General features: G+C 64.7%; 22 protein-coding genes and 1 pseudogene. 13 read left to right on the forward strand and 10 right to left on the reverse strand.

What is annotated here, in order from left to right; all coding sequences use genetic code 11:
• Positions 1 to 21: 21 nt before the first annotated feature.
• Positions 22 to 276, reverse strand: coding sequence for a hypothetical protein (locus CHB74_RS15600; protein ID WP_245842965.1), 255 nt, complete (start codon positions 274 to 276; stop codon positions 22 to 24).
• 304 nt (positions 277 to 580) lie between these two features.
• On the opposite strand from CHB74_RS15600, the gene CHB74_RS15605 reads away from it, so the two are divergent.
• The 3 genes from CHB74_RS15605 to CHB74_RS21675 all read left to right on the forward strand — a co-directional run bounded on the left by CHB74_RS15605 (position 581) and on the right by CHB74_RS21675 (position 2,744).
• Entirely contained in the window at positions 581 to 1,345 is a 765-nt protein-coding gene (locus CHB74_RS15605; RefSeq protein WP_089220569.1) for a histidine phosphatase family protein, read from the forward strand.
• Between the two features lie 4 nt (positions 1,346 to 1,349).
• The gene (locus CHB74_RS15610; protein WP_089220570.1) at positions 1,350 to 2,252 is read left to right on the forward strand and encodes an NAD(P)H-hydrate dehydratase; all 903 of its coding nucleotides are present in this window, start codon (positions 1,350 to 1,352) and stop codon (positions 2,250 to 2,252) included.
• Between the two features lie 261 nt (positions 2,253 to 2,513).
• Positions 2,514 to 2,744, forward strand: a complete 231-nt coding sequence (locus tag CHB74_RS21675) for an ATP-binding protein (protein WP_218821448.1) — start codon at positions 2,514 to 2,516, stop codon at positions 2,742 to 2,744.
• 65 nt (positions 2,745 to 2,809) lie between these two features.
• Here the strand turns inward: CHB74_RS21675 and CHB74_RS15615 are convergent, their stop codons facing one another.
• The 5 genes from CHB74_RS15615 to CHB74_RS15635 form a co-directional block, all read right to left on the reverse strand.
• Entirely contained in the window at positions 2,810 to 3,472 is a 663-nt protein-coding gene (locus CHB74_RS15615; RefSeq protein ID WP_089220571.1) for a sigma-70 family RNA polymerase sigma factor, read from the reverse strand.
• Between the two features lie 1,310 nt (positions 3,473 to 4,782).
• The gene (locus tag CHB74_RS15620; protein WP_089220572.1) at positions 4,783 to 6,285 is read right to left on the reverse strand and encodes a PAS domain-containing sensor histidine kinase; all 1,503 of its coding nucleotides are present in this window, start codon (positions 6,283 to 6,285) and stop codon (positions 4,783 to 4,785) included.
• Positions 6,286 to 6,425: 140 nt separating this feature from the next.
• Positions 6,426 to 7,055, reverse strand: coding sequence for a DNA -binding domain-containing protein (locus CHB74_RS15625; protein ID WP_089220573.1), 630 nt, complete (start codon positions 7,053 to 7,055; stop codon positions 6,426 to 6,428).
• Complete coding sequence (locus CHB74_RS15630) at positions 7,030 to 7,329, reverse strand: transcriptional regulator domain-containing protein (protein WP_089220574.1); 300 nt, start codon at positions 7,327 to 7,329, stop codon at positions 7,030 to 7,032. Before CHB74_RS15630 ends, CHB74_RS15625 begins: the two co-directional genes overlap by 26 nt.
• A 68-nt stretch (positions 7,330 to 7,397) precedes the next feature.
• Positions 7,398 to 8,279, reverse strand: coding sequence for a helix-turn-helix transcriptional regulator (locus tag CHB74_RS15635; protein WP_179220866.1), 882 nt, complete (start codon positions 8,277 to 8,279; stop codon positions 7,398 to 7,400).
• 189 nt (positions 8,280 to 8,468) lie between these two features.
• On the opposite strand from CHB74_RS15635, the gene CHB74_RS15640 reads away from it, so the two are divergent.
• The 7 genes from CHB74_RS15640 to CHB74_RS15665 all read left to right on the forward strand — a co-directional run bounded on the left by CHB74_RS15640 (position 8,469) and on the right by CHB74_RS15665 (position 14,135).
• Positions 8,469 to 9,215, forward strand: a complete 747-nt coding sequence (locus tag CHB74_RS15640) for a LuxR family transcriptional regulator (protein ID WP_089220576.1) — start codon at positions 8,469 to 8,471, stop codon at positions 9,213 to 9,215.
• Positions 9,216 to 9,363: 148 nt separating this feature from the next.
• Positions 9,364 to 9,996 carry an acyl-homoserine-lactone synthase gene (locus tag CHB74_RS15645; RefSeq protein ID WP_089220577.1) on the forward strand — a complete coding sequence of 211 codons (633 nt, stop codon included), beginning with the start codon at positions 9,364 to 9,366 and terminating at the stop codon, positions 9,994 to 9,996.
• Complete coding sequence (locus CHB74_RS15650) at positions 9,989 to 10,894, forward strand: phytanoyl-CoA dioxygenase family protein (RefSeq protein WP_089220578.1); 906 nt, start codon at positions 9,989 to 9,991, stop codon at positions 10,892 to 10,894. Before CHB74_RS15645 ends, CHB74_RS15650 begins: the two co-directional genes overlap by 8 nt.
• Positions 10,891 to 11,496, forward strand: coding sequence for a GntR family transcriptional regulator (locus tag CHB74_RS15655; RefSeq protein WP_179220867.1), 606 nt, complete (start codon positions 10,891 to 10,893; stop codon positions 11,494 to 11,496). The genes CHB74_RS15650 and CHB74_RS15655 overlap by 4 nt, the downstream gene beginning before the upstream one ends.
• A 98-nt stretch (positions 11,497 to 11,594) precedes the next feature.
• Positions 11,595 to 11,726 (forward strand): benenodin family lasso peptide, encoded by a 132-nt coding sequence (locus CHB74_RS21680; RefSeq protein WP_144033815.1) that lies wholly within the window; start codon positions 11,595 to 11,597, stop codon positions 11,724 to 11,726.
• A gap of 61 nt (positions 11,727 to 11,787) precedes the next feature.
• Complete coding sequence (locus tag CHB74_RS15660; RefSeq protein ID WP_179220868.1) at positions 11,788 to 12,420, forward strand: lasso peptide biosynthesis B2 protein; 633 nt, start codon at positions 11,788 to 11,790, stop codon at positions 12,418 to 12,420.
• Positions 12,417 to 14,135, forward strand: coding sequence for an asparagine synthase-related protein (locus CHB74_RS15665; protein WP_089220581.1), 1,719 nt, complete (start codon positions 12,417 to 12,419; stop codon positions 14,133 to 14,135). The genes CHB74_RS15660 and CHB74_RS15665 overlap by 4 nt, the downstream gene beginning before the upstream one ends.
• 9 nt (positions 14,136 to 14,144) lie before the next feature.
• On the opposite strand, the gene CHB74_RS15670 is transcribed toward CHB74_RS15665, so the two are convergent.
• The 4 genes from CHB74_RS15670 to CHB74_RS15685 form a co-directional block, all read right to left on the reverse strand.
• Positions 14,145 to 16,226 carry an Atxe2 family lasso peptide isopeptidase gene (locus CHB74_RS15670; RefSeq protein ID WP_179220869.1) on the reverse strand — a complete coding sequence of 694 codons (2,082 nt, stop codon included), beginning with the start codon at positions 16,224 to 16,226 and terminating at the stop codon, positions 14,145 to 14,147.
• Positions 16,227 to 16,258: 32 nt separating this feature from the next.
• Positions 16,259 to 19,183 (reverse strand): TonB-dependent receptor, encoded by a 2,925-nt coding sequence (locus CHB74_RS15675; protein WP_089220583.1) that lies wholly within the window; start codon positions 19,181 to 19,183, stop codon positions 16,259 to 16,261.
• A 65-nt stretch (positions 19,184 to 19,248) separates the two neighbouring features.
• Positions 19,249 to 20,247 (reverse strand): FecR family protein, encoded by a 999-nt coding sequence (locus tag CHB74_RS15680; RefSeq protein WP_089220584.1) that lies wholly within the window; start codon positions 20,245 to 20,247, stop codon positions 19,249 to 19,251.
• On the reverse strand, positions 20,244 to 20,762 hold the full coding sequence (locus CHB74_RS15685) for an RNA polymerase sigma factor (RefSeq protein WP_144033816.1): 519 nt from the start codon (positions 20,760 to 20,762) through the stop codon (positions 20,244 to 20,246). The genes CHB74_RS15680 and CHB74_RS15685 overlap by 4 nt, the downstream gene beginning before the upstream one ends.
• Before the next feature lie 1,020 nt (positions 20,763 to 21,782).
• Between CHB74_RS15685 and CHB74_RS15695 the strand changes: the two genes are divergently transcribed.
• The 3 genes and pseudogenes from CHB74_RS15695 to CHB74_RS22815 all read left to right on the forward strand — a co-directional run.
• A complete protein-coding gene (locus tag CHB74_RS15695) occupies positions 21,783 to 22,688 on the forward strand; it encodes an ArdC family protein (RefSeq protein WP_245842966.1) in 906 nt (301 codons plus the stop codon).
• Positions 22,685 to 23,176: a DUF2958 domain-containing protein gene (locus tag CHB74_RS15700; protein WP_089220588.1), complete on the forward strand. Its 492-nt coding sequence runs from the start codon at positions 22,685 to 22,687 to the stop codon at positions 23,174 to 23,176. The genes CHB74_RS15695 and CHB74_RS15700 overlap by 4 nt, the downstream gene beginning before the upstream one ends.
• A gap of 98 nt (positions 23,177 to 23,274) precedes the next feature.
• Positions 23,275 to 23,598, forward strand: a pseudogene (locus tag CHB74_RS22815) (ParB N-terminal domain-containing protein); the annotation flags it as partial.
• Between the last annotated feature and the right edge of the window lie 577 nt (positions 23,599 to 24,175).

A 24,175-nucleotide genomic window follows, 5' to 3' on the forward strand; every position in this document is an offset into this window, starting at 1 on the left:
AAATAATATCCCTTCTGGATATTATTTCGATCCAGATCCGGGCGGAGCTGTTTTCGGCGCCTTTCCGTCCTCGATGCGACCTTCGTTTCGAAGATCCCGTCCCTCCTGCGCTCGACGCTTTGCTTCGGGCGAATTCCCATGCTCATTCGCCTCTTCTTTGACGTATCCGGCGGCTTCCTTGATTTTTCCTTCAACGCTCATCACACAACCTCTCAACATACTGGTAATCATAAAACTCAGCATCTGCCCGCGCGTTCCCTTCACCTCGCCGAACACTCGATGGGCACGGCAAGCCGTGGCAGGCGTTCGGCCGGTTGAGGCGTGAAGCCGCCGAGTCCCAACATGCGACACTCCCGCTCCGAGTTCCGCTCAGCGAACCGCGGAATTGCACTTCAGCCCTTCCCGGGCGAGCCGATGGGCCAATTGGTTGCACCCACGCAGTTTTGCGCTCTTCCGAGCCGCGGAGCGCTAGCCGTCCCGGCTCCCGGTCGCGTCGCGACCGCTTCCAATCGCTCCTGCGATTGCAAAGCCCCCGCAACCAATCCCGCTTCCCGGCTTTGATGTTGCGGAGGAACCTGAGATGGAAATGAACTGGCCTAGTCAGATCTGGCTCATACGCCACGGCCAGAGCGCCGGTAACGTTGCTCGCGACTTGGCCTATCAAAGCGGCACAGGCAAAATCGAACTACCCAGTCGCGATGTCGACGTGCCGCTCAGCACGCTGGGGCGGGATCAGGCAATGGCGCTTGGCCGATGGTTTGCTGGCATGAACAAATGCCAGCGTCCCGACGTCATCCTGACCTCTCCCTACAAGCGCGCAGTAGAAACCGCACATATCTTCCGGAACGAAGGTGGCGCCGATTCCGACGAGCCGATCTGCCTCGATGAACGGCTCAGGGAAAAGGAATTCGGGATATTGGACGGCCTGACATCCCTTGGCGTTGCAGCCAATTTTCCCGATCAGGCACAATTTCGCGAGCTTCTCGGAAAATTCTATCACCGCCCTCCCGGCGGCGAGAGTTGGTGCGACGTGATATTCCGGCTGCGCTCCCTGCTCGACACTGTCGCACTCCACCATGCCGGCTGTCGCGTCATGATATTTGCGCATCAGGTCGTGATCCTCTGCATGCGCTATATCATCGAGAATCTCGACGAGGAGACGATTCTGGCGATCGACCGCGAAGGCGACGTGGCCAACTGCTCGGTGACTGAGTATCGCTTCGATCCGCAACGCGGCTCGCGGGGCAAATTGGTGCTCGAACGTTACAATGCCACATTTCCAATCGAGCGCCACGACATCCCGGTAACCCGCGGATCGGAACCGATCGTCGCTGCTCGTGGATAGCCAAATGATCGAGATCGATGAAGCCTGGCTGCAGGCAAACCCGCTCCCGGTCCACCGGCCCGGCACCGACAAGAACGCACGTGGTCGCGTGCTTCTCGTCGGTGGCGCGAAATTCGTTCCCGGCGCTTTGCGGCTCTCCGGCGAGGCGGCCCTGCGCGCCGGCTGCGGCAAGCTCCAGCTGGCCACGGTCGCCGACGTTGCTACTGCGCTCGGCGTGCTGATGCCCGAAGCTGCGATGATGGCGCTTCCGGCCGAGGCTGAAGGAGAAATCGCAAGCACGGCAGCGGCAATCTTGGCAGCGCCCTTGCAAGGCTGCGACACGCTGATCATCGGCCCCGGCATGAGCGAGCATGCGCGAACTGCTGAGCTTGTGGGGCAACTTCTCGCCACACCGCGAGCCGACCTCACCATTCTGCTAGATGCGGCGGCCGCCACCTGTGCGAGAGATCTGGCCCGTAGCATTGCAGACCATGAGGGGCGGGTCCTTTTGACGCCACACTTTGGCGAAATGGCCGCGATCACGGGTCGCAGCCGGGAAGAGATTGCGGCGGATCCGGCGCGCTTTGCGCGCCTCCTTTCAGAAGAGCTGGGCGCCTTGATCGTGCTTAAGTCGGAGAGCACCATCATTGCCGCGCCGGGCCGCACCGCGCTCACGCTCCGGTCGGACTGCGTGGGCCTCGCCACCGGTGGGTCAGGAGATGTCCTGGCAGGCGTCATAGGCGGCCTGATGGCGCGCGGCGCCGACCCGATGACCGCTGCCGCATGGGGTGTCGTCTCCCATGCAGCGGCCGGCAGGCACGCCAGCAAGTTGATTGGCCCCATCGGATTTCTCGCCAGCGACCTTCTTGGTTTCATTCCGGCCCTCATCGATGAGCCCTTCGGGTCTGACATCACCGGGCCCGCCTGAACGTCCGTCGAGACCGAACGGAGCGCGAGCGCATATCAGGCGCCGCCATGTCGATTATCTGCTCGACACGACGCGGATCAGCGAGGCTAAATCTCGCTCCAGAACGAGCGGATGCAGCGTTCGGCCGTTATCGGAGCAATGCGCGAGGCCAGCCAGCCCACGCCCACAGGGCCGGTCACACATTGAAGACCAGCATCTCGCTCGCCCGGTCTGGCTTTAAGGCGATCTTTCGCGGATCGCACAGGCCCTGCACCGCTGGGGATGGGGAAATCCATCGGGATGCCCAAGCCGGCGAGAACGAGCCTGTCATCGCGGGTCACGACACTGGCAATGGCGCAAGAACGCATTTTTGCGATCTTGGCGCGGGTCGGCAGAAATGATGGCCGCGGCAGCGGTCTGGCAATTGAATTGTCGCTCGTTCGCCAGTTGGTCGAATTGCATGAACGCGCGGTCGACGTCTCAAGCGAGCGGGAAAATCGAGGAAGCAATTGAGGGTGGCCTTGCCTCTCTACCCCTCGACCGACGCGACGCCAGAACCTGCCCCACAGGGCTGGTCTCTAGGCGGCGGCCCTTGCCCTTGCTTCGCGACTATCAGCCGTTGGAGATGCCCGCCGTCCCTGCAGCTTCTCCAAATATTCCATGATATTGATGACGGATGCACTCTGCCCAGAAATGGTACCGCGTGCCGTCGCGAGCCGGCCCGACGACAGAAGCCGTTCGAGGGCCGTCCGCGCGCGCGATACGCGGCTTTTGATCGTCCCGATCGCGACCGCGGCAATTTCGGCCGCCTCCTCATAGGAAAGACCGCCGGCCGCAACGAGGACCAGCGCCTCGCGCTGGTCGACAGGAAGTTCCTGAAGCGCGCGCATCAGATCGTTGACTTCAACCACCTTCTCCTGAGCGGCCGGAGCAACAAGAACCCGCTCGGCGGTGGCATCATTCCATTCACCGACAAAACGCTTGCGACGCATTGTGCTTAGATAGTGATTTCTAAGGATAGCACATGTCCATGCCCGAAAATTTGTGTTCACAATGAAGCTCTTGCGCGCGGCCCATGCCTTGAGCATTGTTTCCTGAACGAGATCGTCTGCGAAGTCGCCATCACGGCATAAGCCGCGTGCGAACGCGCGCAATTGCGGCAGCATCGCGCCGAGCATGGTGCGAAACTCTTCATCGGAAGGATTGGAGGCTTCCGCACTCGTCGCAACCTGTTGATTCATCGAGGGCCCTCGCGTCCAGTTTCCAGTTCACAACCCCGAAAAGCACTGCGAGTTCCAACTACGCGCGCTGCGAAGGTCACTATGCTCATCCACGGCGTGACGCTGAAAGGCGTTCGCCGGCCTGTCGCTCCTGCGCCGGCCTGTCGCTCCTGCGTCGGCCTGGTGCGGAAAAACTGGCGGGAGCCGATACGCTGCCCCCGCCAGTACAGGCGGTCGTGGGGTCGCAGTCCACCTCTAATTGATTACCGGAAGTACTGCCGGAATCACCGTTATGAACGACAGCCGCCAGCGCTGGTTCCAGCGCGTTGTGTCGGATCTCCTCCGAGCATCTTGCGCTGCCGCGCCGAGTTCCATCGCCGGCCGGTCAGTATCGCATGCCGGATGCGCTGCTCATCAGGGCAGCGCATGGGGCTGGTACGAAGGCATGCTGCCCTCGCCAATCGATCGGCGCGCGCTCAATGTAGACACTCGCTGAGCGCGATTGCGTCGAATTTTTTGGGGACCCCGCCCCCGGGGCCTCGCAAGCCGCCGCCGGCGCATAGCCTGCACCCGCCTCCCCAAGACACCGACTTTGTCGCATGCCGTCTTGTTGCGTTTCGGTGCCGGAAACTCGTCAAACCCTAAAGCCTGAATATGGAAATGCACTTTGCCGCAGGTGCTCGCGGCCTAACCCTTCACCACGATCGCTCCGTACCGACACCTCGTCTCAACCTCTTCGTCGACGAATGCGCGTCTTCGAGACAACCTGCCAAGGACATGCTCCGTGGAATGCTTCGGCCCGGGGTTTCGTCGCCTGGCGAGCGCGGCGCGACGAGGTCGTGCCGGCCTCATACCAAAGAGGTAATGCCGGCCGACCGAATGCTCGATGGACGCCGCTCGCAATCCGCTCAATGCTGATGAAAGTGTCGCGGACGCTGAAGCCCCTTGGCGTGATTCTGCGGCACGCGCGCGGGAGGGGCCCCCCTTGCCCCTCCCGCGCCTCGGCTCGAACCGTATCTTAGTGAAACAATCGCTCGGAGCGCTTTAGAATCGGATGGACTTCTTGCCCTCTCTGGGCGAGGGCTCGTGTCAGGGACGGACCGAGGCCGTCGCGCGCGCTTCCCTATTCCGGTTGGCACGCCCATGATCGCCTTGGCAGATTTCCGGCGGGGGAGAAAAAGAAGGTCGCCCCTCCGCGCATTCATAGTGCTGCTCAATGCCCCCTGCCCTGCACCGACGCAGGCGGTGATCTCGACGGGCGCAAAAGCACTTTCCCCACGGCTCGCAATAGGCGCGCAAGCACAGGAACGGCTCTGAAACGGCTACGGCTCCTAGGCAATGGCCGCCAGCGGCGGCGCACTCGAAAGCGGCAGGACAATGTGAAATATCGATCCGCCTTCCGGGCCGGCCTCATACCAAATCCGGCCGAGATGCGCCTCGATGATCGTCCGACATACCGACAGCCCGACTCCTGCGCCCCGGTCCTTCGTGGTGAAGAATGGCGAAAAGATGAGATGCTGGAGCTCCGGGGCAATTCCGCGACCCGTATCTTCAATCCGGCACTCAACGCATGCGCGATCGTCATCCCGCTTGGCGACCATGCGAATTTGACGATCGGAGCAGTCCCGCATGGCTTCCGCGCTATTCCTGACGAGATTCGACAGGACCTGAAGAAGCTGGACCGGGTCACCGACAAACATGAGATCCCGATCGATCTCGAGGTGGACCGCAATATCGTCGTCATCATAGGGTGCAAGCACCTCGTCGATGACCGACCCTATTGCCTCCCGCAATTGGATGGGAGTGCGCTGGGTTTCGCCGCGGGTGACAAGCGATTTCATCCTGTAGATGATCTGTCGGGTGCGATCGACGCTTTCTCGCGCGCGCGCCAGGCAACTGGCCAGCCGTGCATGATCCGGCTCGACGCTCGCAGCGATCAACTCGGCTGCCCCAAGATAGCTTTCGACGGCCGTGAGCGGCTGAGCCAGTTCATGGGCCATGGTCGCCCCCATCGTACCCATGGCGCTGTCACGCTCGATAGCGCCGATCTGAGCGTGAAGCCGCTGCAGCTCACGCTCCGACTGCCGGGCCTGGGTCAGGTCGATGATCGCTCCGACCAGCCGGACCGCCCGACCAGCGTCATCGCGAACGATGGAAGCGCGGTCGAGCAGCGTTGCCCATGTCCCGTCGCCTTTCCGCATGCGATATTCCCCGAACCACAATTCGGCGCCGCTATGGAAGGCTTGTTGGATGCTGGACCAGATGCGGGGGTGATCGGCGGGGTGCGTAATGGCATCCCAGTCCGCGATCGTCGTCACGATCAAGCCGGTGCCGGGATCGGGCCGAATGCCGAAAAAGCTCGTCGCGGTTGAGCCCCACAGGATATCCCCGCTGGACACATCCCAGTCGTAGATCATGTCCTGGGCGGCGGCCCCCATCATACCGAGACGCTCGTTCGTGGCGGCCAGATCGGCCTCGGCGCGTTTCTGGGGGGTCACTTCCGAAGCCGTGACGACGATACCCGCTTCCCAAGGCTGGATGTCAACCTTGAGCCACCGCGTGCTGCCGAAGCAGAATGGATCGTGGCCGGTCCAGCTGGCCGGCTTCCGACTCGTCATGACGGCTCGGTAGAGCGGCTCGAGACCCGTGCTGCGTAAGCCTGGCCAACAGGACCAGGCACATTGTCCGACAAGGCCGTCTCGTCCCCGCGCGTCGAGCGCGGCAACTGTATCGCATATATGCTGAATACGATATTCGCTGTCCAGAAACACGAGCTGAATGCCGAGGCCATTCATCAAGTCGAGGAGGGCGCGAGAATTTTCCAGTCGGATCATGCTGATTACGGTAGCCGGCGTGACAAGCGATCTGCTTCCTTAGTTTTTTGCATCCGACCGCGCAAATAGCCGTTTTGCGGATGTTGGTTCGGCAGTGATGATTATCCGACGACTTGCCGTGAGAACTTGCAGCGAAGCCGTCATAGGTAGCTGCATTTGTACCCGACTGATGTTGCCTGACCACCAGACCGAAATAAGTGCCGGCCTTGCGTGGCGGCGAACCACGAATGCCCGAGATTTGCCATCGTTTCCGCCCGCGCCACCGCGCGGCGGACACGCGACCGCAGATAATCCGATGCCGCACGCCAGTCGGCGTTGACCCGCTGCGCATCGCAAAGCAACCGGGCAATCTCGCGATGGGATGCGCCGGCCATCCTCGCATCCCTGATCCGCAGCAATTGGGACATGGCCTGGCCGATCGACGGCTGCGCACAACGACGCGTGGCGATATGCGCCCGTCCGCCGGCCAGTCCCGCAAGAGCTGATAATTGTGCCTGATGGTCACGCCATCCATCGATGAGGAACCTGAGCTTCACCGGTCCGTCGAGTACCGTTCCTTCGACGATTTCAATGCATTGGCGCCCATGGCCGGCGGCAAGCGACAGCAGTTCACGATCGGGCAGTCGGGCCACGACGGGAACGCAAGCGCTGCCCGACAACGGGAAAATCTCCTCGTCCGCGGCCTCGAGTGCCACGGCTGTCAGCATATGCGGATCGCACGACCGCCTCCAGAATGGCGGCAGTTCAAGCGCGCAGATCGTCCAGGGCATAGCGAAACTGCAAGCCCCATGGTTCAGGAGCGATGCGCATGGACGGCATCACGATGCGCACGCCGGAATCGTTCCGGCACGCCGGTTCCGGGACGTCCGCCGACATCCGCTGGTAATCGGCATTGCGACGCAGCCATTCCCACATGAGCGATGCGGCATCGAGCGCCGCCAGCAACCGATAATGGTCGCGATCACGCCAATCATGGACAATGGCCGCCCCGCCATGGGGCGCGGCTTCGGCAGCCCGCACCCCGGGATAATCAACAGCACCCATATCCTGCCTCCACCGTCGGTCCTGGGATGCGGAGTGCTGCCGTTGGCTGCCACCGGGTGCCATATGCCCTAAGGAGGGGATTGCCAGTTCAGATCCGAGAAGCCGATCTCGCCGAATCGCAAGGCCGCGAGCACCAGCTGCGTTCGGCGCACGACCCCAAAGCGCCGACGCGCGTCGTTGAGATATTTGCTGACCGTATCTTCTCTGAGTTCGAGGATCCGACCGATTTCCCAGTCCGTCTTGCCCTGCGCCATGAGGATCACGCATTCCTGCTGGCGCGGGGTCAGTCGCCCCCGCCCACTTGCGCACGGCCGCGCAAAACCCAATGCGGCCGCATAGCTCAGCTGCGCAACCAGCTGGGCCGCGAGCAGCGTGCGACGCGGCAATGGCCTTTCACCTGCGGTAACGAAGGAGAAACTCGCAATCCGCTCACCTGCCAGGTGAAGCGGGACCGTGAACCCCTCGCCAAGTCCCGCCGCACGGGCAGCGTCCATAATATGCCGGCTGTCAGGAGCCTCGGGATTGAGATCACGCCAGGCAAAGCCGATGGCCGCCACCGCAGCCGCTCGCTGCACTGGATCCACGCGATGAAGCCTTGCGCGCGCAAAGCGCGTCGACCATCGCCTCGGATAATTGTGGAGCAGGATCTGCCCGTCGGATCGCGCTTCGAGGTCGCCGTGCTGCACAAGAGCATAATAGCAAAAGCCAAGGTCCCGCACGGCGCCCGCCACCAACCTTCGCAAACCGGCCGGCCCGGCCACGATGTTCAGTCGGCCCGCGAAATCGAGCACGATCGCCATGCTTTGACCAAATGACGGCCCGCTGCGCTCCATCGACAGCAAGTTCGAGAGAAGCGAAGGCAAGCCGAAATCCGGCGCCAGATCCCTTCCCGACGCCCGCACGCCCGCCCGCAGAACTTCAGGCGACTTCACCCAGCGCTTGCCGTCCATCCGCCGACTGTCACATAAAAACATTTAGAATATAGTTGCATATGAAATTCCTGAATCTTTACTGTTGGTGAGGAAGCAGGTGGGAACGCAGGTGGCCTGAAACGCCTCGCGGATACCCAAAGCGACAGGACGTCCCTGGCAGTCGTCGCACGTGAGAATGCGCCGACCGCCCGGAACGGGTGCAAGTCGATGGATGCATGGCGTATCGCGATCGCCGTTGCCGACGATATGGATCGGGCGTCGTCGCTCGAGGAAATCCGGGAAATCTTGACGGACGCCTGCCCCCGCATGGGCCTGCGCTATTTTGCGCTGACCCACCATGGCAGCCCTGCGTCCGCAAGCGGCAGCTTCATCCGCCTTCATAATTATCCGGACGATTGGGCCAGCTGGTTTGACGCCCATGATCTTGGCGTCTCGGATCCCATCCACCGTGCGAGCCATCGCACATTGGGTGGATTCCTCTGGGACGATGTTCCCAATATCATTCCGCTCACGCGGCATGACCGGACGATCCTGGCGCGTGCGCGCGATGCCGGGCTCGGAGATGGCGTCACCGTCCCCGCCCATGTGCCGGGCGAATTCCGCGGCAGCTGCTCCTTCGCCGCCCAACCCGGTGCCGCGCTGCGCAGGGATGTGATCTGCTTCGCCGAACTTGTCGGCATCCGGGCGTTCCAGGGCATGCGCCGTGTCGCATATCCAACCCGCACCGCACTCGCACGCCTGACCGATCGGCAACGTGAATGCCTGTTCTGGGCGAGCCAGGGCAAGACCGATTGGGAGATATCGATGATCCTGTCGATCAGCCGCGAGACCGTGATCGAGCATATGCGCCAGGCACGGCGATCGCTCGGCGCGCACTGTCGGACCCAGCTCGTCGGCATCGCGCTGCGCGAAGGACTGATCTGCTTCGATGGCGTCAGCATGCCCGCACGCTGAGCCTTCCCGTCGCGCGATTGCCATGGCTGAGGTCCATCCTGCTCGGACCTGAATCTTTGGGACTATGCCCTCCCCCCATTTCTTGGGATGGCGCGCACCGCCCCCCTCTGCTGCAATCCCGGCATCTCGAAACGGGAGTGCCAACATCATGCTGCATGTGCTGAACCACGCGGGTGCGTCCCGCGAGGCTGAAATCCTGCGTTCCATGTTCCACGCCAGGAAGCGGGTCTTCGTCGACCTCCTCAAATGGGACGTGCCCGTTCTTGGCGACCTCTACGAGGTCGACCAGTTCGACGATGCCCACGCCACTTATGTGGTCCTCACCGACGAGGACGGCGAGCATATGGCCTCGGCCCGCCTGTTGCCGACGACCCGGACGCACATTCTTGACGGTCTTTTTCCCGATCTTTGCGAAGGCGACATTCCGCGTGGCCCGCAGATCCGCGAAATCACCCGCTTCTGCCTCGATCGTCGCCTCGTCGCGAGGCAGCGGCGCGCCGTACGCAACCAGCTCGTCACGGCCCTGGCGGAAATCGCGCTCGGCCAGGGCATCACGACCTACACCGGTGTCGCGGACATCGGCTGGTGCCAGCAGATCCTCGCCATGGGCTGGCGATGCACGCCGCTCGGATTGCCCCATCTGGACGGCAGGAAGATGATCGCAGCGCTTGCGATCCACATCGACGACGAGACCCCCAAACGGCTCCAGGATGCCGGTGTCTACGCGATGCCCACCGTCGTGCGCGACGTCAGCCTGCCCGGAGACCTGTCCCATGCCTGATCATCACCTCACCGCGTCGGCCGGGCACCGTCTCGCCGACAGACTGAAGGACCATGGCCACGCCATCCTTCCCAAGGCCATCGCCCCCGAATGCATTCGCGCGATCGAAGCCCTGCTTCAGCCGACCTTCACCGCCACGCCCTTCTGCGAGGGCGCCTTCTATGGCCTGCGAACCAAGCGTTTCGGGCGACTGCTGCGACGCTGCGAGGCGATACAGGAGCTCGTCCTCCATCCGGCCATATTGGCAGCGGCCGAGCAACTCCTGTCGCCCTGGTGCGACGTCATCCAGCTCAACCTCACCCAGGCCATCGAGATTCATCCGGGTGCGGTCGCGCAGTTCCCGCATCGCGACCAGGACATGTGGGCCGGCGCCAAGGGCGAAATGGAATATCTGGTCAACATTCTCTGGCCGCTGACCCCATTCACGGCCGACAATGGCGCAACCCGGATCTGGCGCAACAGCCATGGGCCGGCTGCGCACGACGCAAACGAACCCTCCGCGCCACCGCTGGTCGCCGAGGCACTCCCCGGCGACGCCATCCTCTTCCTGGGTTCCACGCTGCACGCCGCCGGTGCCAACCGCACCCGCTTTCCACGCCGCGCGGTCATCATCAGCTACAGCCTGGGCTGGCTCAAGCCGTTCGAAAATCCCTGGCTCGCTTATCCGCCGCCGATCGCGCGCTGCTTCCCGCGCCCGCTAGCCGAACTTGCCGGCTACCGTCAGCACCGGCCCAATCTCGGCAATTTCGAAGGGCAATGTCCGTCGATTCTGCTGGAGACGGACGTGCCGGAGCATCTCGCTGCCATCGACGCACTGCGTCCCGACCAGACGGCAGCAGTTCGCGCCTTTGCCGCGGCACAGGCCGATCCCCCCGTCGACGACCGGAGGAAGACATGAGCCCTGGCATGACCATGGAGCGCATCTATGAGGTGCTCAAGGCCCAGATTCTGACAGGCACGCTCGCCGCCGGCCGCCGCCTCGATCCCGCGCGGCTCGCCCCCGAGCTCCATGCGAGCACCACGCCGGTGCGCGACGCCCTCCAGCGACTGGTCGGGGAGCGCCTGGTCGAGACATGGCCGCATGAGGGCTTTCACGTCCCGATCCTGACCGAACCGTCGTTGCGCGATCTCTATGCGTGGAATCTGGACGTCGCCCGCCTCATTCTCGGCACGCGGCGCATGCCGCTGATCGATCCGCCACCTGGTCGCCAGATCGATGGAGGCGCCGCCGACCTGACCGCGGGCTTCTTCCTGCGGATCGGATTGCTGTCCGCCAATTTCGAACATCGCCACGCGATTGCGGGCATCAACGACCGCCTCGCCACCGCACGGCGGATCGAGCCGGAGCTGTTCGCCGATCATGACAGTGAGCTTGCCGCGCTCGATGCCGCGCTCGCCGCGCGGGACCGTCCCACGCTCCAGCGGGAATTGATCCGCTACCACCGCCGGCGCATTGTCGCCGTGCCCGCCATCACCGCGCGGCTCAGGCCCGATAGCTGAACATTCTCGCGACACCGGCCGTATAAAATTCCTGTCCCGGACCATCGCCCTAGACTCGGCTCCGTCATCGCTCTTGATGACATTGGATGGAGAGTGTCATGGAACGCATCCATGAGCATGACGAGCTGATCGACCTCGGCACCGCCAGCGTCGAAACCAGGGGGCCCTGGGGTCCGCGGTTCGACCCGGGCGCCGGCGAAGTGCTCATCCCGGGCATCAGCGACGATTGACGGCAAGGGCAGCGCCGATCGCCACATGGAGGTCGGCGCTGCCTCTCCAAGGCCACCCGCCATGCAACTGCGCCCCGACCTCCATGTGGCCATCGCCAATGACCGGCCGGTCTTTCTCGACGTGGCGGCCGATCGCTATTTCTGCCTTGGCGGCGCCCTCGAGCAGGCCTTTCTGGCCTGGTTTGACCGGCCACGCACGGCTCCGGCCAAAGCGCTGGTGGAAGCCGGCATCCTCGTCGACGGCACCCGGTCGCTGGCGACCCCGCCCATCGACCCACCCCGGTCCAGCCTTTGCGAGGCAGGCAATACTCCGCTCCCCGACGCCGTTCGCTGGTATCGCGTCGCATGGCTCGTTGCGCGCCGTCACTGGGAGACCAACCATCATCCGCTTGCCGTCTCGCTCGAGCGCCTGCAGCGCCGCCGCAGCAATCATGCCCGCCGGCCACCGCCTGCCATCCCCGATATCTGGGCCTCCTACCGGCGGCATCGCCGCACGATACCGATCGCATATTCCTGCCTGCTCGATTCCCTGGCCCTGCTCGACTTCCTCGGCGCATTTGGCCATGATGCCCGGCTCGTGATTGGTGTCACCCTCGATCCGTTTCTCGCCCATTGCTGGGTCCAGAAGAGCGACCTCCTCATCAACGATCGCCTCGGTCATGTCGGGGCGTTCACCCCCATCTTAGTGGCATGAGCGATCAACGGTTCATCGCGCTCTTCCCCGGCGCCGACGGCATCGCCGACCATATGCGGGAAGCCCTGCTCGAAAAGGCGAATGCCATCGGGCTCGAAACCCGCCACATCGCCGGCGTCCAGCTCGTCGCGGCGCCATCCCTCAGCCCTGTTCCCGTCGGGACAGAAGGGCTGATCCTCGGTAAGCTATATCGCAGGGCAGATGCGCACCGGCTGACCAGCCTTTCAACGGCCGAGGCGCACACGATCATCGCCAGTGAAGGCCAGTCGCTCCTACGCGATCATTGGGGCAGCTATTGCGCCATTCTACATTGCGGGGGCCATTGGCGCACGGTGCGCGATCCGACGGCGGGCCATGTCTGCTACCGGATCGCAACCAGCAAAATCCGCGCGATTGCATCGGATCCCGCGCTCGCCCGCGATCTCGGCCTGATCACCGGGCATATCGACTGGTCGCGCGTCGTCCACGGGCTGATCTTTCGCGACCTCATGATCGAACGCACGCGCATCCACGGCTGCCATGAGCTGTTCCCAGGCAGCGTCACCGATCTTGATGGCGTGGCCGCGAGCATCTGGAGGCCGCAGGATTTCCTGGCCTGCCCGCCGCCCGATCTCGCCGTCCTGAGCAGGACGACAGCATCCTGCGTCGCAGCACTTGCTGCCGGCCATGACCATATTCTGCTGGAATTGTCAGGTGGCCTGGATTCCTCGCTGCTCGCCTTGGCCCTGGATGAAGCCGGCGCGCGTTTCAGCTGTGCCACGCTCGCCACCCGGGCCGGAGACGGCGACGAGCGACATTATGCCCGCCATGTCGCCAATACGCTCGGCCGGCAACTTGTCGAATTGCCGCACCGCTCCGAGCTGGCCCATCCCGGCAGATGTCCCGCCCCCCATCTGCCAGGCCCCGTGGTGCGGGCCTTCGCGCAATCAAGCGATCAATTGCTTGCCGAAGCTGCCGAAGCGATCGGCGCCGACGCCTTTATGAGCGGCGGCGGCGGCGACAATATCTTCTGCAACATGAACTCGGCGACGCCGGCAACCGACCGGCTGCTGCAGACCCGGTCGCCTTTGGGGTTCGCCCGAACGCTGCTCGACCTGGCCGGGGCGCACGAGGTGAACATTTGGGCGGCCTTGCGTCCGGCCTGGCACCATCTGACCGGCTGGCGCCACGACCGGACATGGCCGCGAGACGACAGCCTCCTGCATCCGACGGCGATCGCCCGCTTCCCGATGGCGGAAGCCCATCCCTGGGTCGCCGACCCCGGCGACATCCTGCCCGGTAAGCGACGCCATGTGGAGGCAATCCTCGCCATCCTCAATCATGTCGGCGGCTTTCCCCGCGGGCAGCTGCGCCCAATCCATTTCCCGCTCCTTGCCCAGCCGATGGTGGAAGCCTGCCTGGCAATGCCCAGCTGGCGCTTCTTCGAAGGCGGTGTCGATCGCGTCCCCGAGCGACGCCTCCTGGCCAACCGACTGCCCACGATCGCCGCGCGACGCAGCAAGGGCGGTGTCGCTGCCATGGCCGGAGCGATCTTCCGCCAGCACCGTCCACTGCTGCGATCGCTTGTCCTCGAGGGCGAACTGGCGCGCCAGCGGCTGATCGACCGCAAACAGGCGGAGACGTTGCTCCGCGATGACGCGCTGATCGTCGGCGACCAGTTCTACCGCCTGCTCGCCTTCGCCGAAATCGAGGCTTGGGCAAAGCATTGGCGTTGAGCCGCACCTTCATCTCGTTTCGTTCGTCAGGCCGGTGACCCGCTTCGGTCGCGGCAGCTTGTCCCAGCGTTCATATTCTTCGCGCCATTCGGCCCCGGGGTGGCGTCGCCCAAGCAACCAATAATCGAACCAGCGCACTGTTCGCCGATAGATCGCGGCCAAGTGGCGCGGTCCGGTCTTGAGGTGAAATTCATTGTCGAAGACATACATCTCCATCGGCCAGTTCGCGCGCTTCAGGGCAAAATGGGTCTCGATCGCCAGCGGCATTTCCCAATCGCTGACATGAATGAGCAAGGGCACGCTGGGCATGTGCGTGTTCCGCCTGAGCGCATAAGCCTGCCAGAAGGTCTCAAAGTTCGCATCGCCCCGGACGGGATAGCCCGTCCACGACCGCTGCACGGCCGCAAAGCCAAGCCCCATCCTGCCCTCGGCCCACTCGGGCTCGTCACAGCAGCCGCTCACCACCACCGCGCCAAACAGGTTCGAATTGATCAGTGCAAAAATGCTCGACGCCGCCGCGTCGCTCAGCCCGGTAATACCCATATGCCTGGTGTCGATGACGCCGAGACTGGCCGCCGTCCGCACGCCCGCTTCAATCGCTTCCTGGACATTGCGGCGATCCCAGAGATTGTCATTGGCGGCACGCCTGGCGATCAATGGCGTCCCTGGAGCCATATGTCCCCAGGGGCGCTGGAAGTTGAGCACCGCATAGCCTCGCGACGCGAAATACTGGATCGGATATTCATCTCCCGTGGAGCCGCGCACAAAGCCCTTCGAGAGATATTGCGTCACGATCAGCGGATGCCGGTCGCCCGGCTTGTGATCCGGGGGCAGCACGAGGTCGGCATAGGCCTCGAGCCCGATCTTCGTTCTGAAATGCAGCCTCTGCACGGAGGAAATGCGCACCCGCTGATACTCAGGATTGACGTCGAGCAGCGTCTCGATCTTGCCGCTCCCGGGATCGAGCAGCACGAAATGGCGCGGGCGCGTCGGCGTCTCATAGGCACATAGAAGCTCCGGACGCGCCGTTCCAAGGCAATTGATCAAAAGGTCGCGCGACCGGAACAGCTGGCGCGGAACGTCTTTGCCCGGTGTCCAGCGATAGAAGCCGATTTCGCCGCTGTCGGTCCCCTCAGCGGTCTGAAAGAGCAATGTGCCATCGACCCACCACAGGCCCTGCACCTTGACGCCGCAGTCATTGCAGTCGTGGCGCCTGCCACGGATCGAGACCGAGAGCCGGGTTGGTCCGAACGGAGAATCCGGGTCGTCGCGCTCGGTCCACGCCGTCCTCCCCTGCCCGTCGTCGACCCGCAGCAAAGGCCGCGGATCATAGGTCGGCCGCTCGATGAGGATCCTGGCCTCGGCCGGCGTCGCTGCCCGAACCACACCGCTGTCCGGATCTATGCGGTCATAGCCATAGACCAGGGGTGCCAGCGGATGCGGTCGATTGTCGGCGCCGGGGAAATAGCGCTCGTCATAAAGATGCCCTTCCGGTTCCTCGCGCGCGACAGCCGCCTTGAAGTCGATCAGTCCCGGACGTGTGGAAAAGACGATGGCGCCGTCAGCGGTCCAGTCCGCATCCTTCACGTCGATCGGGGACCGCGTGATAGCGCGCGCCTCGCCCCCATCAGCCGGGACGCGCCAGACCTGCGTCACCCCGTCGTCGCGCCGCAGCCACAGCAGCCAGCGTCCGTCGGACGACCAGCGCGGCGTGACCGCGCTCGGCGTCCCGCTGGGAATTTCTTCGAGTCCCGCAAAGCGCATCGTCTCGCGCATCAGTTCACCGCCCGATGCGAGCAGGCGCGGCCGCGCGCCCGGCCGGATGTCCATCACGAATATGCCCTGGCAATAGCGGTCCGCCGCCACATCTGCCTTGCGCAGATGGAAGGCAAAACGCTTGCCGTCAGGTGAAACCGTCATCGGCACATTGCCCACGGTCAGGGACACGGGAAAGCCGGCATCGCGCAGCTCGATCAGGTCGCGCGGCGCGATCGGGCGGATGGGCGCGTTCACGGACTCTGGCGGCACAAGATTGGCACAGGCCGGGTCCTCGCGCGCAAATGCCGCGCAGGCAGGCGATGCGATGGCCATCGCGGCGACGCAGCCAAGCCAGCGTGACCGGCTCACCATGAGCGCTTCGCCTGGATCGCGACCATGCGCCCCACGGGGCTCGCCGCATTGGGGTCGAAGCCCACCGCCGAAATGCCGTTGAAATTGTTCACATAAGGCGGATCGGCATCGAAGAGGTTGCTGATGCTGAACGCGAGCGTCATGCCCGCGCGCCCCTGGGCCGGGAATTGATAGCTGAGCTGGAGATCGACCGTCGTCCAGCCGTCCACCTGTTCCGCCGGACTGGCCGTCTGGTTGGAATAGCCGTCGACAAAATTGACGAAGGCGGCAAGGCCGAACCCGTTCTTCGACCAGGAAGCACGGCCGCGGAAGCGCAGATCCACCGGGTTGCCGAGCGTATCGACGATGTCGGCCGTCGGCGCCTCGGTCGTCACCGCCTGATCATAGCGCATCAGCCAGGAGCCGCTGACGCCGAGACCAAGATCGCCACCGGCCAGCTTCGCAGCATAGCCCAGATCGAAATCCAGTCCTTCGAGCTTCACGACCGAAAGATTCTGGTTCCGCGCATCGATGACGAGGTCGATGTCATCCGGCCGCAGCCCGGAAATATCGACATAGGTCGGGTCCGCGAAATAGCCGGCAACCTCCGCCGGCGAAGGGCTGTCGTCGATCAGCGCGCCATAGGTCGCGCGATTGGGCAACATGCTGAACAGCTCCGACGACGGATCGACGATCCGGTCGCGATAGCGAATGTGGAACCAGGTCAGGCTGAGCTTCGCGCCGGGCAGGAATGCAGGCTCGATGTCCGTCCCCGCTGTCCAGGTCGTCGCGCGCTCCGGACCGATGCCGGGATCATTGCCGCGCAGCACCAGGGCATTGCTGCTCCCCGTCGACGACGCTGGATCGGCAAGCGGCAGCGCGAAGATGATCCGCGAGTTGATCGACTGGTCGAGATCGGAAAATGCGGGCGCGCGAAAGCTCGTGCCATAGCTTACCCGGAAGCTGACGCCATCAATCGGCGTCCAGCCGATGCCGAGCTTCGGATTGGCCGTGGTCCCGAAGTCGCTATAATGTTCGACACGCCCGGCAAGCGAGAGATCCAGCCTCCGCAGCCCCGCTTGCTCATTGTCCGACCCGAAGAGGGGGACCGCCAGTTCCGCAAAGCCGGCCAGCACATCGCGCTGGCCCGGTAACTCGATAGGCAGCGCGATCGGCACCGGTGCCGAGCGGTCATTGATCCCATCAGCCGCGAAGCGCTCCTCGCGATACTCTCCGCCGACCGCCAGTCGGACCGAACCGGCGGGCAGATCAAAAAGCGGCCCGTCCGCCCTGCTCCCCACCGACCAGAGCCGATAGGTCTGGTAGGTCGTGCTCGAACCGCGGACGAATTCGATCGTCGCCGGATTGGTCGAAGGCCCGTCGCCGAACAGATTATAGGCTGTTGCGGGGTCCGTATCGGCAAGTGCCTGCGCCAGGCGCGCATTGTTGACGAGGTTGAGAAGGCTCGATCGCTCCTTCTGCTCGCCAAAGGTGCCATGCATGTCCACCTCCCAGGCGCCCCGGGTCCACAGGACTCCGCCGTCGAGGCCGATGGCACGCACACGTCCCTCCGCGACCTCCGATCCCAGGTCGCGCCTGAAATCATATTGGACACGGACCGGCTGGCCCGTGCCAGCGGGGTCGACATAAAAGGGATTGCCGACCGGGACGGTGCGCGGCTGCAGGCTTATCGGCCTGGCTCGCGTCGCGAAGCGGCGATCGGCATAAAGCCCCTCGCCATAGAAAGTGAGATCCCGCCATTCCTGCTCGACCCGCCCATAGAGGCCCTGCCGTTCCTGGCTTCCCAGCAGATCCTCGCCGGCCCACGCATCGGCCTTGTTGACCGTATCCGGCGTGAAATCGCCTGGCGCGAGGCCCCGACCATCCTGACCGCGCGGGATCGCCCAGGTCGTGCCGCCCGACTGGATCGTACCGGGATTGGCGTAGCTGGTTCGATAATCGGGCCCGCCAAAGGCCCGCAGATCCTCCGTGGCATAATCGCGCTGCGAAGCCGCCAGCCGGCCGCGGTCGAAATATTCATAAGCGAGCACGACGCGTCCGCTGGCCCACTTCTGTCCCGCAATGATGCCCGCCTGCACCTCCCCGAAATCGCCATCGGCGGTGCCCGCGCGCAGGCTGACCTCGAGACCTTCGAAGCGGGTTCGCGGGATGATGTTGACCACACCCGCCACCGCGTCGGAGCCGTAGAGCGCGGACGCACCGTCGGCGAGGATCTCGATCCGTTCGATCATCGAAGCAGGAATCATCGAGACGTCGGCAAAGGCGCCTGAAAATCCTCCAAGCGGCGGCCGGTTGCCATTGAGCAGGACGAGCGTCGAAGACGTACCCAGCCCGCGCAGATTCACGCCCGTGCCGAAGCCGGTATTCGCGGTTGCATTGTTACCGAGGCTGATGCCGAGCGTCGCCTCGGATGGCCCGCCGCCATAATTTTGCGGCAGCGCCTGGAGCATCTGTTGCGTGGTAGCATAGCCGCCGCGATCGAGCTCGGCCCGGTCGATCGTGATCACCGAGGCGCCCGCCGCTCCGCCGCCCCGGATACGCGTACCGGTCACGACGATCGTGCCGCGACTTTCCGCTTCGTGACTCACGGCGCTTGCGGGGCGAAGACCATAGACCCCATCGCGCTCGACGATCACCAGTCCGCTATCGACAAGGAGCGCGTCGAGCGCCTCGCGGGGGGCATAGCGGCCGCTGAGCGATGGCGCGGTCCTGCCTGCAAGCAGCGCCGATGGAGCAATCAGCTCAATCCCCGACTGGCGAGCGACAGCGGCCAGCGCCGCGCCCAGCGGCTGCGCGGGAAGGTCGAACGCCTGTGCCGCCCGCTCGCCAGCCCGCGCCGGCATGGCGGCGATAGCCAGCGCCAATGCGGTCGAAATCGAAAGCGCCACCCGGCCGCGGAAACCTGTTGCCTGCTGCATTTTGCCCCTCTCCCTGCTTTGGGTTCGGGGGGCATGACGAGGCGACTGGGAAATACCCTATGCGATTATTTCGCGATGGGGGGAATGTCCGATCCGGGTGCAAGCACCACATCGCCGCCGGGATCATGGGTCACGCCAAGATCAAGCGCCCCGGCCAGCTTGCGCGCGACCCCATCCACGTCGTCGAGCTTCAGGGTTGCCGTGACGCGCCGCTCGGAAAGCGCAGGATCGGCGACAATGATCTGCCGCCGGCTGTAGCGGTTCGCCTCGTCGACAACGCTGCGCAGCGTCGCATTGTCGACGGCCAGTATCCGATCGGGCCAGGGATCAGCGGCATCGAGCGGCACGACCGCCGGGGGCGCGCCATGCTCGACGGCGAGGCGCTGCCCCGCCACAAGCTCGGTCACCTGCCGGGGCGCTTCGTCCGGCCGCCCGTCCTCGACGCGCACCTTGCCCTGGATCAAATCGACCGACACCAGGTTACCGGCGAGACGCACGTCGAAAACCGTGCCAACCGCAATGATCGCCTGGCCATCCGCCCGGACCAGGAAAGGGCGAGCCGCATCATGCGCGACCTCGAAGCGCGCGCGTCCCGCAAGCAGGGTGACACGGCGCTCCGACGCCGAAAAGGCGACCCGCACCCGCGAATCCGTGTCGAGCAGGACGACCGAGCCATCGGCCAGCCGTAATGTCCGGATCTCGCCCACCGCGCTGGCATGGTCGAGCGCGGGCGCCTCATGCTGCGCCCGCGGCCCCAGCCAGCCGAACCAGGCTCCGCCTCCGATCGCCGCCGCCGCGAGGCTGGCGGCGAAGGCCAGCATCAGGCCCGCGTCGCGATGCGAGCGGACCTTGGCGACGGCCGCGTGTTCGCGCGCGACCTCGCCTTTCAGCGTCATCGCGAAGACCTGCTCGATCTGGGCAAATGCCCGCGCATGGGCCGGCGTTTCGCGCCACGCGGCAAAAGCCAGCCGTTCGCCTTCGGTCATGTCCCCTGCCTTGTGGCGCGACCACCACTCGGCCGCCTCGGCGCCCGGGGACGAGGGCGGTCTCTCCCCTTGCGTCATTCCGGAAAGCCGGCTGCGCGATGGAGGATCTGGAGCGCGCGCGACATATGCGCCTCCACCGTCTTGACGCTGATCCCGAGCCGATCGGCAATCTGGGCGTAGGTCAGGTCGTCGAAGCGATGCGCCATGAAGATCTCGCGGGTTCGGTCGGGAAGCGTGACTATAGCCTCATCGACGCGCCTGAGCATATCGCGTGCTTCGAGCGCCCGATGTGGGTCGATCGCAGGGGCGCGCTCCTCGTCGAGCGGGACACAGGTCGCCTCGGCACGGCTTCGCGCCGACTTCGCCTCGTCGCGTACGAGATTGCCCGCGACCGTCGTCAACCAGGCTTCCGGCCGGTCGGGCGTTCCCCGCCCGCCTCGATCCATGCCCAGCAGTCGGACGAAGACGCGCTGCACCATGTCGGCGACCTGGTCGGCGCGGCCGAGGCGACGGCGGAAGAAGCGCCCGAGACGCGGCGCCTCCGCCTCGTAGAGCGCGCCGATATCCTGGCCCGGCGCGGGCATGGCCGCCATCTGGGCATGAAATTCCTCCTCATCGGGATCGGAAGGGCTCCACAGGTTCAGATGCACGCGCAAGCCCTCGCGCACGCACCCATCACGCCATGATCGATCACAAGGTCCGCCATCGTCGTCTCCCGTTCGAGACGACGACCGGCATGCCGGTCGTTGAGAACATGCCTAAACATGCGCCGCCGCCTTTAGCCCCCAGAGGGGCCTGGACATGCGCAACGGCCAACCGGCAACCATGAATTGGTCCAGTCCGTCGGTCTTAGGCAAGGTTCTCACGCCTCGGCGCCGCCCATCTCGCGGCGCCTGTCCAGACTATCGCCGATGAAGACCAATGCAAGGCCACATGATGCAATCCGGCGTCTGCGACCTTTAAGCCCTAAATTGCCCCCGTCGGTCGGGAACACCCTGCTCGTCCTCTGGTGATGCACATCGCAGTCGATTTGACTTTCACTTCTCTGGCATCCGCCAAGCATTCTGACCCGGTTGATGAGCCGGTCGGCAATGGCGCGGAGCTCGCGCGCTGCTGGGCCACCGTCGCCAGGCGGCCATGACATTGCGCACGCGACGCTGATGCGGGGGTCGGGCCCGCCAGCGGTCCCGAACGCGGCCACCGCGCCTGGAGCGCGGTGACGTCTGCTGGGACTGGCCACCCCGACAAGCCGGGTGCGGGCGACGCTCGTCCATGGGCCCGTCACGACCGGGGCCAAGCCCCGTGTCCCACGGGGCTCCTCCACGTGCGTTCCGGCCCTTTCGGGTGATCCCGGCCGCTTATCCGGGCCCCTGCCTCGCTTCTCGCCGCCCTCCCCCGCCTTGTCCGGGGTGGTTTGCTTTTGGGCGGGCAAGGAGGAAGCCATGCGCCATTTGTCCAGCCAACAGCCATCGGGTGACCGGCCGAACACTGACAGGTCGAACACTGACAGGTCGAACACTGACAGGTCGAACACTGACAGGTCGAACACTGGCCGCTCGAACACCGGCCGGTCGCACACTGGCCGGTCGTCGGAACCTCGTGCAAATCCTCAATTGCACGCGAACCTCTATGAAAGCGTCACCGCGCGGATTGTCGCCGAACTCGAGGAAGGGCGCATTCCATGGGTGCAGCCTTGGAGCGCGTCCCCGGCCGCGCCGCCGCCCGGCCTTCCCCGCAACGCGCTGAGCGGTCGAGCCTATTCGGGCATCAATATTCTGCTTTTGTGGGGCGCGGTCATCGCGCGCGGCTATCCGGGCCAAGGCTGGCTGACCTTCCGTCAGGCCGTGCAGCTGGGCGGCCATGTCCGCAAAGGCGAACAGGGCGTGACCGTGGTCTATGCCGACCGGTTCACGCCGGAACAGGAACGGATCCGCGCGGCACGCGACGGCGGCGAAGCCCATAGCATCGCCTTTCTCAAGCGCTTCACGCTGTTCAACATCGCCCAATGCGACGACCTGCCGCCGGATATCGCGGCGGATGCGCCGGCCCTTCCCGACCGCGAAATCGTACCGGTCGCCGAAGCGCTGATCATGGCGACAGGCGCGGACTTTCGTATCGGCGGATCGCGTGCCTTCTATGCCCCCGATGCCGATTATATTCAGGTGCCGCCGCAGCCGGCCTTTTCCGACCAGATCAATTATTATCGCACCGCGCTCCATGAACTCGGTCACTGGACCGGCCATGGCTCGCGCCTCGCCCGCGATCTTGCGCAACCTTTCGGCACAGCCGGCTATGCCCGCGAGGAACTGGTAGCCGAACTTTGCTCGGCCTTTCTCTGTGCCGGCCTCGGCATCAGGCCGACCGTCCGCCATGCCGATTATATCGGGGCGTGGCTCGCTGTCCTGCGCGCCGATGTCCGCGCGATCTTCCGCGCGGCGAGTGCGGCCTCAAAGGCGGCCGATCATCTGCTGGCGCTGGGCGGTCCGGCCATCGCCCGCCATCTGGGAGAGCGGCCATGATCGTGCTTCCTGCTCCCTTGCGCCACGCGCTGCGCCAGCAGGCCGCCCGGTGTGCCCAAGCCGAAGCCGGCGGCATGCCGCTCGATCCGCCGCCACTCCTCAAGCTGTTCAATCCGCTGGGGGCGGCGACCTGGCTCGTAACCGAACTTGGCGAAGACGGCGACACGCTGTTCGGCCTCGCCGATCTCGGCTTCGGCTGCCCCGAACTGGGTCATTTCTCGCTCGGCGAGATTGGCGGCATCCGCCTGCCCTTCGGCCTCGCTATCGAGCGCGATATCCTGTTCGAGAGCCGCGACCCGCTATCGGTCTGGGCGCATTGGGCCGGCCGCTCCGGCTCGATCCGCGCCGCCGAAACCCTGCTTGCCCGCGCGCCCTTCTTGCGCGGCATCCCGCTTCCGCGAACGGCACCGTCGCCGGCCAACGATGCCGGCGGCGACGCTGGCAGCGACGACGCCGGTAATGGCCACGATATCGGCTCGGAGCCCTAGCGGATGACGCCGGCGGCGCGTTTCGCCGCCCATCTGTAGCCGGTCCCGTCAGAGGATTCATGAACTGCCGGGACCGGCACTCGCAAAGGAGTGATCCCATGAAACTCGAATATATCCCCCTCGACAAGCTCTGTGTGTCGCTTGCCAATATGCGCCATGGCCGCAAGGCCCCGGATGTCGCGGATATCCTGCCGACGATCCGGAAACGCGGCGTGCTCCAGACGCTGGTCGTGCGCCCGCTGCGGGACGCCGATGCGGACGATGCGGCGGCCCGCTTCGAGATACTTGCCGGGCGCCGACGCTTCCACGCCGCCGGAATCATCGCCGCCGAACAGCAGGCAGATGGGGCCACCGAAGCCTATGCGCTCCCCTGCGCCATCATCGACGAACGCGACCATGCCGCCGCCATCGAAGCCTCGCTGATCGAAAATCTCGCCCGGCTCGACCCCAATGAAGTCACCCAATGGGAAAGCTTCACCCGGCTCGTGAAGGCGGGCGAAAAACCCGACGATATCGCGGCCACCTTCGGCCTGCCTGGCATCACTGTTCGCCGCATCCTCGCACTCGGCAATCTGCTGCCACGCATCCGCGCGCTTCATGCCGCCGAGGCGATCGATCGCGCGACCGTGCGGCACCTGACCATGGCCTCCAAGAACCAGCAACGGGCATGGCTGGCACTTCATGACGATCCGGACACCTATTGCCCCACCGGCCACCAGTTGAAGGCCTGGCTGTTCGGCGGCCAGTCGATCCCCGTCCGGCACGCCTTGTTCGACGTCAACCTATCGGCCTGCGAGACGGTCGCCGACCTGTTCGGCGAGGACCGATATTTCATCGATGCCGAGAGTTTCTGGGTGGCGCAAAATCAGGCGATCGAGGAGCGGCGCGCGGCCTATCTCGATCAGGGCTGGGCCGATGTCGTGGTCATCGGACCCAACCAGCATTTCCAGTGCTGGGAGCATGAGAAGGCACCCAAGCGCAAGGGCGGCAGGGTCTATA

The sequence above is a fragment of the Edaphosphingomonas laterariae genome, assembly GCF_900188165.1.
In the GTDB taxonomy this organism is placed as follows: Bacteria; Pseudomonadota; Alphaproteobacteria; order Sphingomonadales; family Sphingomonadaceae; genus Sphingomonas_E; species Sphingomonas_E laterariae.

Coding starts and splice junctions, on each gene's coding strand:
- CHB74_RS15605 (WP_089220569.1), top strand. CDS start 581: ATGGAAATGAACTGGCCTAGTCAGATCTGGCTCATACGCCACGGCCAG.
- CHB74_RS15610 (WP_089220570.1), top strand. CDS start 1,350: ATGATCGAGATCGATGAAGCCTGGCTGCAGGCAAACCCGCTCCCGGTC.
- CHB74_RS21675 (WP_218821448.1), top strand. CDS start 2,514: ATGGGGAAATCCATCGGGATGCCCAAGCCGGCGAGAACGAGCCTGTCA.
- CHB74_RS15615 (WP_089220571.1), bottom strand. CDS start 3,472: ATGAATCAACAGGTTGCGACGAGTGCGGAAGCCTCCAATCCTTCCGAT.
- CHB74_RS15620 (WP_089220572.1), bottom strand. CDS start 6,285: ATGATCCGACTGGAAAATTCTCGCGCCCTCCTCGACTTGATGAATGGC.
- CHB74_RS15625 (WP_089220573.1), bottom strand. CDS start 7,055: ATGCCCTGGACGATCTGCGCGCTTGAACTGCCGCCATTCTGGAGGCGG.
- CHB74_RS15630 (WP_089220574.1), bottom strand. CDS start 7,329: ATGGGTGCTGTTGATTATCCCGGGGTGCGGGCTGCCGAAGCCGCGCCC.
- CHB74_RS15635 (WP_179220866.1), bottom strand. CDS start 8,279: ATGGACGGCAAGCGCTGGGTGAAGTCGCCTGAAGTTCTGCGGGCGGGC.
- CHB74_RS15640 (WP_089220576.1), top strand. CDS start 8,469: ATGGATGCATGGCGTATCGCGATCGCCGTTGCCGACGATATGGATCGG.
- CHB74_RS15645 (WP_089220577.1), top strand. CDS start 9,364: ATGCTGCATGTGCTGAACCACGCGGGTGCGTCCCGCGAGGCTGAAATC.
- CHB74_RS15650 (WP_089220578.1), top strand. CDS start 9,989: ATGCCTGATCATCACCTCACCGCGTCGGCCGGGCACCGTCTCGCCGAC.
- CHB74_RS15655 (WP_179220867.1), top strand. CDS start 10,891: ATGAGCCCTGGCATGACCATGGAGCGCATCTATGAGGTGCTCAAGGCC.
- CHB74_RS21680 (WP_144033815.1), top strand. CDS start 11,595: ATGGAACGCATCCATGAGCATGACGAGCTGATCGACCTCGGCACCGCC.
- CHB74_RS15660 (WP_179220868.1), top strand. CDS start 11,788: ATGCAACTGCGCCCCGACCTCCATGTGGCCATCGCCAATGACCGGCCG.
- CHB74_RS15665 (WP_089220581.1), top strand. CDS start 12,417: ATGAGCGATCAACGGTTCATCGCGCTCTTCCCCGGCGCCGACGGCATC.
- CHB74_RS15670 (WP_179220869.1), bottom strand. CDS start 16,226: ATGGCCATCGCATCGCCTGCCTGCGCGGCATTTGCGCGCGAGGACCCG.
- CHB74_RS15675 (WP_089220583.1), bottom strand. CDS start 19,183: ATGCAGCAGGCAACAGGTTTCCGCGGCCGGGTGGCGCTTTCGATTTCG.
- CHB74_RS15680 (WP_089220584.1), bottom strand. CDS start 20,247: ATGACGCAAGGGGAGAGACCGCCCTCGTCCCCGGGCGCCGAGGCGGCC.
- CHB74_RS15685 (WP_144033816.1), bottom strand. CDS start 20,762: ATGGCGGCCATGCCCGCGCCGGGCCAGGATATCGGCGCGCTCTACGAG.
- CHB74_RS15700 (WP_089220588.1), top strand. CDS start 22,685: ATGATCGTGCTTCCTGCTCCCTTGCGCCACGCGCTGCGCCAGCAGGCC.